This is a genomic window from Pseudomonas synxantha (assembly GCF_900105675.1).
Taxonomy (GTDB): domain Bacteria; phylum Pseudomonadota; class Gammaproteobacteria; order Pseudomonadales; family Pseudomonadaceae; genus Aquipseudomonas; species Aquipseudomonas synxantha.
In genome coordinates this window covers 2,681,487-2,693,824 of the sequence record NZ_LT629786.1, presented here as the reverse complement: position 1 = coordinate 2,693,824, position 12,338 = coordinate 2,681,487, and the positions used below count along the sequence as shown (strand labels likewise).

The window sequence follows — 12,338 nt, the reverse complement described above, 5'->3', positions numbered from 1 at the left end:
CCGAGCCCATGGAAAAGGACGCGCAGGCACTCAAGCACGGGTGTTCCAGCGCTTTTAGCGGACATGCACAACTCTGCGGCGATCAGCTTCGGCCCTTACACTTTTCATCGGCAACAGCGCCTGGTCAGCAAGGCGGGCCTGCCGGTGGCGCTGGGCGGACGCGCCCTGGATATTCTCGCGGTGCTGCTCGAGGCGCCTGGGCAATTCATCAGCAAGGCGACCTTGATCCAGCGGGTCTGGCCCAACAGCGTCGTCGAGGACAATAACCTGCGCGTGCACATTGCCGCATTGCGCCGGGCGCTCGACGGGCCACGCCTGATCCTCAATCACCCCCAGCGCGGCTACTGTTTCGTCGCCCCCGTGCAAGGCTCGGCGCCGACGTTACTGCCACAGCACAACCTGGCGGCGCGGCTCAGCCCAGTATGTGGCCGCGATGAGCTTGTGCGGGTGCTGGCGCGACGCTTGCCCGGGCAGCGGCTGTTGACGCTCACCGGGATGGCCGGCATTGGCAAAAGTACATTGGCCCTGGCTTTGGCCGAGCGGGTATTGCCCCGCTATCGCGACGGGGCGTGGTGGGTCGACCTGACCCGCATGCATGCACCCCACGAACTGCTCAGCAGTCTGGCCACGGTATTGCAACTACAGCAGTGCGAGCGCCTTGATGAGCTGTGCCGCCAATTGGCCTCGCGCCAGCTGCTGCTGGTACTCGATGGTGCCGACCTGTTGTTGGGGGCGTGTCGCAAGCTGGTGCGCGCATTGCGCGAACGGGCGCCCGGCGTCAGCGTGCTGGTCAGCAGCCGCGAAGCCTTGCTGGCCCCCGGCGAGTGGGTGCTGCGCGTGCCGCGGCTGGCCGTGCCGTCGCCCTCGGCATTGAGCAGTGTCGAGCAGGCCATGGCCTGTCCCGCGGTGCAGCTGTTCATCGCTCGGGTTTGTGCCAGCCAGCGGGGGTTTGTATTGCGGCATCAGGATCTGGCAGCGCTACGCGATATTTGCCGGCGCCTGGACGGTATCCCGTTGGCCCTCGAACTGGCAGCGGCCCAAGTCGACGCATTGGGCATCAGCGGTGTGCAGAGACAATTGCGCATGGGGCTGCAGACGTTGACCCGCGGGCGCCGCACGGCGGTGGAACACCATCGATCACTGACTGCTGCCTTGGACTGGAGCTACGAACGCCTGAGCCTGCCGGAATGCTGGCTGTTCCTGCAGTTGGGGTTGTTCAAGATGGCAGTGACCTTGCCTGCCTTGAGCGAGCTGGTGAGCGGGACCGAGCTTGAGCACGCCGACCTGGCGTATCTGCTGGCGCGCCTGGTCAATGTCTCGCTGCTGAGCGTCGAACCTGGGCTAGGCCCGCAGCGCCGCTACCGCCTGCTCAACTGCGTGCGCAGCTATGCCCTGGCGCAACTGCGTGACCCGCGTCAGGTCGAGCGTTTGCAGCAGGGCTACGAGCCATGTGTGGGCGCTTTTTCAGGCCGGCCGTTTGTCCTGCAACTGGTCGAGCAGGCTGCCTGCGCGGACTAAATCACGGGTGGTGAAGCCTTCGGTAAATCGCCCGTAGACTGAACCCAGCAGGTCCCGCGCGGCCTGCAAGCGCCCCTGCTGTTGCCACAGTTGTGCCAGGGAAGTCGCACAGCGAAGTTCCCAGGCCAAGGCACCTTGCTGGTGCGCCAGGCCCAGGGTTTCGAGCAACAGGGCTTCAGCGGCGCGGCTGTCGCCCCGTTGCACCCACTGTTCGGCACAGACCCGCAGGATTTCAGGCGCGCACCAGCCCGCAGAGCCTGCGCGTGCGCGCTCGAAGGCTGCTTCATTGACTTCGTCGGCGCCGAATGTGATCAGGGTGTCCTCGATCAGTCCCAGTCCCTGCAAATCCTGGTCGACCAGGATACCGGCGTAATGCCCGGCCCAGGTCTGGAACAACTGCGCCGAATGCTTGTGCGACTGTTCCAGCAGTAGCCTTTGCAGGGCTTGCGCATCGTCTTCGGCGCCGTTGTAGCGGGCGATGACGACCCCGGCCAGGGCCAGGGTGTAGCAGATCGACGTGCCATGATTGATCTGCAGGGCCAGCTCCAGCGCCTGGCTGGCGGTGCGCCAGGCACTATCGGGAAAACCCTGCAACCACAGGATCCGCGCCAGCAGGGTCAAGGACGCCACGCTTTGATCGTATTGCACCCCGACGCCATGGGCGAACCGGTTCACATGGCCGCTGTGGCTCATGCGCTGCAGCACTTGCTCGGCATTGTGTCGGGCGAGCGCCTGGTCCCCGGTGTAATGCTGGGCCAATGCGCGCAGTCGTTGGGCGCTCAACTCCAGCAACGGCTCGGTGCGCGGGTCGAGGCGATCAAACTGCAGACTTTGTTGCAGTGCTTGGGCATAGCGCCCGGCACACAGGTTTACAGCCATTTGCCCGGAGACCGCCCGCAGTTGCCCTGCAACGTCGCGACGTGCCAGGGCTAGGCGTTCGGCACTGACAAAGGCTGCAATGGTGCGGGGCGCAGCGCCCATGGCGTGGTAGGAGAGGCTGCCCAGGGCCAATTGCAATTGAAGGATCAGTTGCGTGCAGGGCGTATCGACCTGGCCTATCAGCGCCAGTGCCTTGTCCACATAGCCGCCATGCTCACGCAACAATGACAATTCCTGCCACAGGGGCATTGCGCTGACCGTCAGGCGGATGGCCAGCAAGTGCCCGACATCCTCGGCAAAGCCCCAGTCGAGTGCGGCGCGCACGTCTTCGCGCAACGGTGCATAGCGGTCGAGCCAAGGCTGCGTGGCCAGCAGTTCCCAGTCGGTCCGGGCCTGTTCCATCAGCGCCAGGCAGCGTGCCGCATGGCGCTCTCGAGTGGCTGGCAATTCGCCGGCGAGGCTGAGCTTTTCCAGGGCATAGGTGCGGGTGATATCCAGCAGGCGATACACCATCTCGTCATCGCCGGCTTCCACATTCAACAAAGACTTGGCCACCAATTGCGTGATGGAGCCCAGCACTTCGGCGGGGGCGATCGTTTCTCCGGCGATCACCGCTGCGGCGCTGGCCAGGCTGAAGCCTGCGCGAAAAACCGCAAGGCGGCGCAGGCAGGTTTTTTCGCACTCGCCGAGCAGGTCAAAGCTCCAGTCGAGGGTGGCCCGCAGGGTTTGCTGGCGCGGCAGGGCGCTGCGCCGCCCGCGGGTCAGCAGGCGGAAATTGTCTTCCATCTGTACCAGCAGCCCCTGCAAGCCAAAACGCTCGATTTGCGCGGCCACCAGTTCAATTGCCAGGGGAATGCCGTCCAGGCGCTGGCAGATATCAATCGCCAGGGGCAGGTCAGCTTCGCTGAGGGCAAAGCTGTCCTGATGGGACATGGCCCGTTCGACCAGCAATTGCATGGCCGGGTAACCCAGGGCCTGGGCACGGTTGCCGGTGGCGGGCGGGCAAGCCAGCGGCTCGAGGCGTTGCACATATTCACCGTCGGCGCGCAGGGCTTCGCGGCTGGTGGTGAGGATGTGCAGGTGCGGCGCATGGCGCAATAGGGTTTCGCTGATCAGGGCGATGTCGTCGAGCAAGTGTTCGCAGTTGTCGATCACCAGCAGCATCTGGCGTGCCTGCAGGCTACGGGCGAAGCTGACCAGCGGTGCATTCGCAGCGGGTGTCAGGTCGAGGAGCGCGGCGAGGTTGGGCAGGATCATCGAGGCTGCGCTGAGTGGCGCCAGGTCCAGCAGATGAATGCCGTCACGGTAATGCCCGATCAACAACTCGGCGACGCGCAGGGCCACGGTGGTCTTGCCGATGCCACCGGCGCCGGTCAAGGTAATGAAGCGCTGCTGCGGCAGTTGCTGCACCAGGGCGTCGATCAGGGCTTGGCGGCCGATCATTCGCGTACGCCGCAACGGCAGGTTATGGCTCGGGCGCTGGGGCATGCCACCTGTGGGTAGCGTCATCGGTTCAATGCTCAGTGGCGCAACAAAACTGTAGCCGCGCTGAGCGACCGTGACGATATAGCGCTGCCCGGCCTGGCCATCGCCCAGTGCCTTGCGCAACGCGGCCATGTGCACCCGCAGGTTGCCGTCTTCCACCACGGTTTTGGGCCAGACCCGCGAGATCAGCTCCTGCTTGCTCACCACATTGCCGGCGTGCTCCAGCAGGACCAGCAGAATATCCACGGCCCGCCGCCCCAGGCGCAGCGGGCGGCCGGCTTCCAGCACCAGGCGCTGGCGCGGGTGGACACGGTAGGGGCCGAAGTGCACGGCCTGGTCGCTCAAGTCAGTCATGGCTGCCCAGGTTCCGGAGTCGAAGATGGGCCAGCATATTCCAGGTGCGTGAAGACCACTAGGCGGCGATCACCAAAGGCTTGTGGCGCGACTGGTGGTTTCGCCAGGTCATCGGGTTCACGCCTTCGCTGCGCGTGAACATGTGGCAGAAGTGCGCCTGGTCGCAGAAACCACATTCCAGGCTGATTTGCGTGAGGCTCAAGGACGAACCGGTGATCAACTCCTTGGCACGCTGGATGCGTTGCTGGCGGATCCATTCCTGGGGCGATAGCCCGGTGGTGCATTTGAATGCGCGGGAAAAGTGGCTGCGCGACAAGGCGCAGGCCTGGGCCAGGTCGGCGATAGCCAGGCTTTCGCCGAGGTTGGCGAGGATCAGTTGCTTGGCTATTCGTTCGCGCCGGGGGCACAGGCCGCCGGTGGCGGACAAACGTGGGGCGTATTGCTCGAGTCGGGCCATGACAGATATCCGTAGTCGATGGGAGCGTTCCCGGTGGATGAGTGCAGTGTAGACGCCTGCATTCTTGGTGCAGGAGCACCGGCCTGACGAGTTAATCGTTGTTAATTTCGCCAGTTGCAGGCGTAGAAAAGACAGCACAGGCATGCAATCGCGGGTATTGCGAATATGCTTCCCTGACCGTCTGGAAAACGTTTGGATACCGCCATGAACCGCAACGACCTGCGCCGCGTCGACATGAACCTGCTGGTGATTTTCGAAGCCTTGATGTTTGAAAAAAACCTGACCCGGGTCGCCGAAAAACTCTTTATGGGCCAACCGGCGGTGAGCGCCGCATTGGGCCGTTTGCGCGACTTGTTCGACGACCCACTGCTGCTGCGCAACGGCCGCGGCATGGAGCCCACGCCCCGTGCGGTGGCGATACTCAAGGAGCTGCAACCGGCCATGGACATCATCTCGGGCGCCGTCAGCCGCGCCAAGGACTTCGACCCTTCCAGCAGCAGCGCGGTGTTTCGCATCGGCCTGTCCGATGACGCCGAGTTCGGGCTGTTTCCGGCGTTGCTCAGCCAACTGCGCGAAGAGGCACCGGGTATCATTGTGGTGGTGCGCCGGGCCAATTACCTGTTGATGTCGGCACTGCTGGCCAGCGGTGAAATCTCGGTGGGCGTCAGCTACACCACCGAACTGCCGGCCAATGCCAAGCGCAAGAAACTGCGGGACATCCCCTGCAAGGTACTGCGCGGCGATGACGGCGTGGCGCCGTTGACCCTGGATGACTACTGCACCAGGCCCCATGCGATGGTGTCGTTTTCAGGGGACTTGAGCGGCAATATCGACCTCGACCTGGCACGCATCGGCCGCTCGCGCCGTGTGGTGCTGGCTGTACCGCAGTTCAGCGGGTTGCGCGCACTGCTGGCGGGCACGCAGATTATCGCCACCGTGCCGGATTACGCGGCCTGCGCTTTGACCGAGGGCACCCGCTTGCGCGCCGAAGACCCGCCGTTTGCGATTGACGCAGCGGAGCTGTCGATGGTGTGGAGCGGGGTGCATGACAATGACCCGGCGGAACGCTGGTTACGAGGGCGGATTGCGGAGCATATGTCGGTGGCACACTGACTTCCGTCCACATCCCCGTTCTCCAAGAAACCCAAACAGCACATACATCCAATTCCGCACACCCCTGGCCCCGGCAAACTCCTCCCATCGCTCAATCCTGCGGGGGAGTCACCCAACCATGGACCCAACACCCAAGACCAGCCCTGACGAAGTCGTCACGCTGGTGGTCAAGCACCGGGTCAAGCCCGGATGCGAAACCGAATACGAAGCCTGGCTGCGCCGTATCGTGCGCATCGCTGGCGAACGCCCCGGCCATCTTGGCGTCGATGTGGTGCGCAGCCGGCAGAACGGTATGGCGCTGTTCACCTGTGTGCTGCGCTATCGCTCCACCGATGCCCTGGAGCTGTGGCTCGATTCCCCCCAACGCCAGGCCCTGATCGACGAAGCCGCGCCGATGCTGGCGGACGGCGACCAGACTGAAATCGGCGCCGTCAATGAGTTCTGGTTCGCGACCCAGGCCGAGGGCGCTGTCCAGCCGCCGCGCTGGAAACAGGCAGTGGTCAGCCTGTGCGTGATTTTGCCGCAAACCTTGCTCCTGCCGTTTATCTGGGGGCCGATCCTGCGCCTGCACCCGTTGCTGTCCAACTATGTGGTCTCCACCTTCCTGATCACCCTGACCATTGTGCTGTTGGTGGTCTACCTGCTGATGCCGGCGGCCACCCGCTTGTTCGCTCCCTGGCTTCAACCTTCTGTAAAGGAAACCCTATGAACGCCGATCTGATTCTGTTCAATGGCCAGTTCCACACCGTGGACCGGGAAAACCCACGCGCCACCGCCGTCGCCATTCGTGAGGGGCGCTTTGTCGCCGTGGGTACCGACGGTGAAGCCATGGCCCTGCGCGGCAGCGGCACCCAGGTCATCGACCTCAAGGGCCGCACGGTGATCCCCGGGCTCAATGACTCGCACCTGCACCTGATCCGTGGCGGGCTGAACTACAACCTCGAACTGCGCTGGGAAGGCGTGCCGTCCCTGGCCGATGCCTTGCGCATGCTCAAGGACCAGGCCGACCGTACTCCTACGCCGCAATGGGTGCGCGTGGTCGGCGGCTGGAACGAATTCCAGTTCGCCGAAAAACGCATGCCCACCCTCGAAGAACTCAACCAGGCCGCGCCGGACACCCCGGTGTTTGTGCTGCACCTGTACGACCGCGCCTTGCTCAACCGTGCGGCGTTGCGGGTGGCCGGCTACACCAAGGACACGCCCAACCCGCCGGGCGGCGAGATCGTGCGCGACAGCCACGGCAACCCCACCGGCATGCTGGTGGCACGACCTAACGCGATGATCCTGTATTCGACCTTGGCCAAGGGTCCGAAATTGCCCTTGGAATACCAGGTCAACTCCACCCGCCAGTTCATGCGCGAACTCAATCGTCTGGGCCTGACCAGCGCCATCGATGCCGGCGGCGGCTTCCAGAACTATCCCGATGACTATGCGGTGATCGAACAGTTGGCCAAGGACCAACAGTTGACGGTGCGCATCGCCTACAACCTGTTCACCCAGAAGCCCAAGGAAGAACTCAGCGACTTCAAGAACTGGACCGGCAGCGTCACCCTGCATCAGGGCGATGACTATCTGCGTCACAACGGCGCTGGCGAAATGCTGGTGTTTTCGGCGGCGGATTTCGAAGACTTCCTCGAACCGCGCCCGGACCTGCCGCTGACCATGGAACAGGAGCTGGAGCCAGTGGTACGCCACCTGGTGGAACAGCGCTGGCCGTTCCGCCTGCATGCCACCTATGACGAATCCATCTCACGCATGCTCGATGTGTTCGAGAAGGTTAACCGCGACATTCCCTTCAATGGCTTGCCATGGTTTTTCGACCATGCTGAAACCATTACCCCGAAGAACATTGAGCGCGTGCGCGCCCTCGGCGGCGGCATTGCGATCCAGGACCGCATGGCGTTCCAGGGTGAATACTTTGTTGAGCGCTACGGTGCCAAGGCCGCCGAAGCCACGCCGCCGATCAAGCGCATGCTCGCCGAAGGCGTGCCGGTAGGGGCGGGCACCGATGCCACGCGGGTCTCCAGTTATAACCCGTGGACCTCGCTGTACTGGATGGTCAGCGGCCGCACCGTCGGTGGCCTGGAGCTGCACGCCGAGGGTCTGCCACGCCTCACCGCGTTGGAGTTGTTTACCCACGGCAGCGCCTGGTTCTCGTCCGAGCAGGGCAAGAAAGGCCAGATCAAGGTCGGCCAGTTGGCGGATGTGGCCGCGTTGTCGGCGGACTTCTTCAGTGTCGACGAGGAAGCCATCAAGTGGATCGAATCGGTGCTGACCGTGGTCGGCGGCAAGGTGGTCTACGGCGCGGGTGACTTCGAAGATTTCGCCCCACCACGCGTGCCGGTGCTGCCGGACTGGTCGCCGGTGGTCAAGGTACCAGGGCACTGGCGTCCGACCTCGCCCTTGCAGGCCCAGGTCCACCAGTGCAGCGGCCCGTGCGGCGTGCATGCCCACAGCCATGAAAAAGCCCGTCTTTCCAGCGTGCCAGTCAGCGATTTCCAGGGGTTCTGGGGTGCGTTTGGCTGTTCATGCTTTGCCTTTTAATCCAGAAACCAAAGGAGTTACCCCATGACTTATAAGCGCTTGAACAAAGATGACGCGGTTGTCCTGCTGGTCGATCACCAGACTGGCCTGATCTCGCTGGTGCAGGATTTCTCCCCCAACGAATTCAAGAACAACGTGCTGGCCCTGGCCGACGTGGCGAAGTTCTTCAACCTGCCGACCATCCTGACCACCAGTTTTGAAGGCGGTCCTAACGGTCCACTGGTGCCAGAGCTCAAGGCACTGTTTCCGGATGCGCCGTACATCGCCCGCCCCGGTCAGATCAATGCCTGGGACAACGAAGATTTCGTCAAGGCCGTCAAGGCGACCGGTCGTAAGCAGATCATCATTGCCGGCGTGGTCACGGATGTGTGCGTAGCCTTCCCGACCCTGTGCGCTCTCGACGAAGGCTTCGAGGTTTTCGTGGTCACCGACGCCTCCGGCACCTTCAATGAAACCGTGCAACAGGCCGCCTGGGCACGTATGACTGCCGCCGGCGCACAGTTGGTCAACTGGTTCTCCGTGGCCTGCGAGCTGCAGGTTGACTGGCGCAACGACATGGAAGGCCTGGCCAACCTGCTGTCGCCGCGCATCCCCAACTACCGCAACCTGATGAACAGCTACTCGGCGTTCACCGCCAAATAAGCAGATCTGCCAGATGTAGGTAATCCCCTGTGGGAGGGGGCTTGCTCCCGATGGCGGTGTGTCAGTCACAGCATTTTTGACTGAAGCACCGCCATCGGGAGCAAGCCCCCTCCCACATTAGGTTTGTGGTGTGCCTCTGAACCCGTTATAAATCAGTCCATCGTCCACCGAGAAGCGACAATGAACCCCTTCGAAGACATGCGCCTGTTCTGCCAGGTCATGGAGTCCGGCAGTTTCACCGCCGCCGCCGAGCAACTGGGCCTGTCCAAGCAATTCGTCAGTCGTCGCCTGATCCAGCTGGAAGAGCGCCTTGGTGTGCGCCTGCTCAATCGTTCTACGCGGCGCCTGGATGTCACGCCACTGGGCCAGAGCTACTACGAATCCGCCCTGCGCCTGCTCGGTGAAGTCGAGCAAGTGGAGCAGGGCATCGCCGGCCAGAACAGCGAACCGCGTGGCACTATCCGCCTCAGCGCGCCGTTGTCATTCGCCATGGCTCACCTGGGCTGCCTGCTGCCGTTGTTCCTGCAACGTCATCCGCAGGTGTCGGTGGAAGTCGACCTGAGCGACCGCCCGGTAGACTTGATCGGCGAGGGCTACGACCTGGTGCTGCGCATCGGCACCCTGGAAGATTCCACCCTGATCGCCCGCCGTATCGCCAGCGTGCAGCGGGTGTACTGCGCCAGCCCTGATTACCTGGCGCTGCGCGGGACGCCATTGAAACCCGAGGACTTGACCGCGCACGACTGCCTGCCCTACGGCCATGGTCGCCAGGTGCAATGGCGCTTCAAAGGCAAGTTGCAGGGGTTGAATGTCAGTGGGCGTATGCGCGTGAATAACGGCGAGTTGTTGCGTGATACCGCCATTGCCGGGCTGGGGGTGACCTACCTGCCGACCTTTATTGTCGCGGATGCGTTGAAAGACGGGCGCCTGGTGACACTGCTGGACGACTTCGCCCCCGAAGCCCTGACCCTGTCGGCGGTGTATCCCCAGCACCGGCAAAGCTCACGGCCGGTGCAGGCGCTGGTGGAGTTTTTACGCGAGCGCCTGGCTAGCGGCTGTTGAACAGCTGGCGGATCAGGTTCGGGGTGCTGCCGGTCCAGCGCTTGAATGAACGCCGGAAGTTCGCCGCATCGTTGAAGTTCAGGTACGCCGCCACTTCATCGTTGCTGTAGCCCTTGAGCTGATACAGGTGCAACGCTACCTGCTTGCGTACCCGGTCCACCTGCTGTTGAAAACCGGTGTCGTGCTTGTTCAACTTGCGCTTGAGGGTCGCCGGGCTCATGGCGAAGGCCAGGGCCGCCTGTTCCAGGCTGGGCGGCTGGCGTACCTGGTCGCGCAGGTAGTCGTAGAGACAGTCGAGAAAACTGCCGGCAAAACCCAGCTGTTCGATCTGCTCGCGGGCCTGCCGACGCGCAACCTGACCGGCCGTGACCGAGGCGCCAGGCCAGGGGCGGGTGAGGTATTCACGCGGGATGCTCATCATGTCCAGCGGGCGTTCGAAGCGCGTGTCTTCGCCCAGGTGCACCCAGTACTGCTCGATATAGCGCGGCTCGGCATGGCTGAAACTGCATGCCCATGGCAGGCGCTCGCCGCTCAGCCATTGGCTCATGGCAACCAGCGAGGTCATGCAGGCTTCCAGCAGGAAACGCCAGTGCTCGCCGGCGCCGCAACTGTCCAGCCAGTACAGGTAGGCGCGATGCTCATCCAGCTCCAATTGCAGGGTGGCCAACGGGCTGAGCAGCACCTGTTGCTGAATCAGGATCTCCAGGGCCTGGTGCAGGTTCTGCGCATGGCCAAGGGCGTGGCTGGCGGCGCCGTAATAGCCCGGCAGCAGACGTTGGCCAAACAAGAAGCTGCTGTCGTCGGCGTCCAATAACTTGCGGCTGTTGCCGATCAGGCCGAAGAACTGTTGCGGGCTCAGGTGCGCGGTGCCGGCCAGGATGTCCTCGTGAAACAGGCCGGTGCCGCGCAGCAGGCGATGGCTGTCGATGTCGCGGGACAAGGCCAGGTCGATCAGCGCGGCGGGTTGGAAATGCCCTGGGATGAAGCGGCTGTCGGCTTCATACCAGCTGGTTTTCACGGCCATCTCAGGCACTTTTCGCAAGCGGTTGCTTGGCCCTGGCCAACGCCAGGTTCAGGCGCTTGAGCAAGTCCTGGGGCGGTTCTTCAAGGGCCATGACCACGGCGGTAGTCGCGGCCAATTGCAGGCGTTCGCCTTGGTGCCGGGTCTTATGGGCCAGGCCGAGCACTGCCTGCTGCAACTCCAGCGCCAGCTCCCTTGCCTGGCGTTCACCGGTATTGGGCAGCAGCACCACAAAGCGGTCGCCGGCCAGGCGGCACAGCAGGTCCTGGCGGCGCAGGTTGAGCAGCAGCAAATGGCTGAGGGCTTGTAGTACCGCGTCGCCCTCGGCATGCCCGTAGGCCTGGTTGATGGCAGCGAAGTTGTCCAGGTCCAGGGCCAGCAGCGACAGCGGTTGTTGCTGGTCGCGGCTGTCTTGCAGGCTGTCAGCCAACTGGCGCTTGAGGTAATCGGCGCCGGCCAGCGGCGTGAGTTTGTCGAACAGCCGATGCTCACGGAACAGCCGCTCGCGTTTTTCCATCTGCGCGCTGATCGCCAGTTGTTCGCGGTGCCAGTGGTAGATGCCGATGGTCAGCAGAACCATGCCCACCGGCATCGGCCCGGACTCCAGCCAATGGTCCCAGGTGATGCTGTCGGGCAGGCGGATAAACTCGTCGAGGCTGTCGATCCACCAGGAGAAAAAGATGCACGACAGGCCCAGCGCCAAGTAGTTGGTGACGCGCCCTGCGGGGCGGCTTTTGAGCACCAGTCCCAGCCACACCAAAGCGAGCAGAGCGGAACCGCCTTCGCCGACAATATCCAGCCACACCCATTCACTGACGCTTTTCAATTCGCCACAGGCCAAGTGCAGGATCAGCCCGAGATTGGCGGCGACCAGCAGCAACGAGAGTTTCCAGCGGTGGGGCTTGAGCACGCCAGGCATGGCTGCGATTCCTTGGGCGAATGAGCGATGGGCGCCAGCACAGCAGATGGATGTGACCGTTGGATGACGGTGGGCGAGGGTCGAATCAGCTCATCTCACAGGCAACAAAGATTAAACATGTGGGAGGGGGCTTGCTCCCGATGACGGTGTATCAGTCAGCTTATTTGTAGCTGTCACACCGCTATCGGGGGCAAGCCCCCTCCCACATGAGAACTGCTGAGGTCATATCAGCTCATTCCAAGCCAAAAAATCGTGCAAACCTGCAGTTTACGGGCATGACCACTCAATGCTGTCACAGAACCGTCATCCCCCACCCCTAGCGTGCCCTCCCAGTTGCCGGGCCC

General features: G+C 63.2%; 10 protein-coding genes. 6 read left to right on the top strand and 4 right to left on the bottom strand.

Going from position 1 to position 12,338, the window contains the following annotated elements:
* The first annotated feature begins 63 nt into the window (after nucleotides 1-63).
* Entirely contained in the window at nucleotides 64-1,518 is a 1,455-nt protein-coding gene (locus BLU48_RS12635; RefSeq protein WP_057022604.1) for a winged helix-turn-helix domain-containing protein, read from the top strand.
* On the opposite strand, the gene BLU48_RS12630 is transcribed toward BLU48_RS12635, so the two are convergent.
* Together BLU48_RS12630 and BLU48_RS12625 are read right to left on the bottom strand one after the other, a co-directional pair.
* The gene (locus BLU48_RS12630; RefSeq protein ID WP_057022603.1) at nucleotides 1,465-4,236 is read right to left on the bottom strand and encodes an ATP-binding protein; all 2,772 of its coding nucleotides are present in this window, start codon (nucleotides 4,234-4,236) and stop codon (nucleotides 1,465-1,467) included. The genes BLU48_RS12635 and BLU48_RS12630 overlap by 54 nt on opposite strands.
* Before the next feature lie 58 nt (nucleotides 4,237-4,294).
* Nucleotides 4,295-4,693 (bottom strand): helix-turn-helix domain-containing protein, encoded by a 399-nt coding sequence (locus BLU48_RS12625; RefSeq protein ID WP_043051491.1) that lies wholly within the window; start codon nucleotides 4,691-4,693, stop codon nucleotides 4,295-4,297.
* A 204-nt stretch (nucleotides 4,694-4,897) separates the two neighbouring features.
* Between BLU48_RS12625 and BLU48_RS12620 the strand changes: the two genes are divergently transcribed.
* The 5 genes from BLU48_RS12620 (at nucleotide 4,898) to BLU48_RS12600 (ending at nucleotide 10,054) form a co-directional block, all read left to right on the top strand.
* Nucleotides 4,898-5,806, top strand: a complete 909-nt coding sequence (locus BLU48_RS12620) for a LysR family transcriptional regulator (RefSeq protein WP_057022602.1) — start codon at nucleotides 4,898-4,900, stop codon at nucleotides 5,804-5,806.
* Nucleotides 5,807-5,924: 118 nt separating this feature from the next.
* Nucleotides 5,925-6,515 carry an antibiotic biosynthesis monooxygenase gene (locus BLU48_RS12615; protein WP_057022601.1) on the top strand — a complete coding sequence of 197 codons (591 nt, stop codon included), beginning with the start codon at nucleotides 5,925-5,927 and terminating at the stop codon, nucleotides 6,513-6,515.
* Nucleotides 6,512-8,350, top strand: a complete 1,839-nt coding sequence (locus BLU48_RS12610) for an amidohydrolase (RefSeq protein WP_057022600.1) — start codon at nucleotides 6,512-6,514, stop codon at nucleotides 8,348-8,350. Before BLU48_RS12615 ends, BLU48_RS12610 begins: the two co-directional genes overlap by 4 nt.
* A gap of 24 nt (nucleotides 8,351-8,374) precedes the next feature.
* Nucleotides 8,375-8,992, top strand: coding sequence for an isochorismate family cysteine hydrolase YcaC (gene ycaC / locus BLU48_RS12605; protein WP_043051487.1), 618 nt, complete (start codon nucleotides 8,375-8,377; stop codon nucleotides 8,990-8,992).
* Nucleotides 8,993-9,172: 180 nt separating this feature from the next.
* Nucleotides 9,173-10,054 (top strand): LysR family transcriptional regulator, encoded by an 882-nt coding sequence (locus tag BLU48_RS12600; protein ID WP_046072243.1) that lies wholly within the window; start codon nucleotides 9,173-9,175, stop codon nucleotides 10,052-10,054.
* On the opposite strand, the gene BLU48_RS12595 is transcribed toward BLU48_RS12600, so the two are convergent.
* Together BLU48_RS12595 and BLU48_RS12590 are read right to left on the bottom strand one after the other, a co-directional pair.
* Nucleotides 10,041-11,078 carry an AraC family transcriptional regulator gene (locus tag BLU48_RS12595; RefSeq protein WP_057022599.1) on the bottom strand — a complete coding sequence of 346 codons (1,038 nt, stop codon included), beginning with the start codon at nucleotides 11,076-11,078 and terminating at the stop codon, nucleotides 10,041-10,043. The two genes, BLU48_RS12600 and BLU48_RS12595, sit on opposite strands and share 14 nt — an antisense overlap.
* Nucleotide 11,079: 1 nt before the next feature.
* Nucleotides 11,080-11,994 carry a GGDEF domain-containing protein gene (locus BLU48_RS12590; protein WP_057022598.1) on the bottom strand — a complete coding sequence of 305 codons (915 nt, stop codon included), beginning with the start codon at nucleotides 11,992-11,994 and terminating at the stop codon, nucleotides 11,080-11,082.
* Nucleotides 11,995-12,338 lie beyond the last annotated feature (344 nt).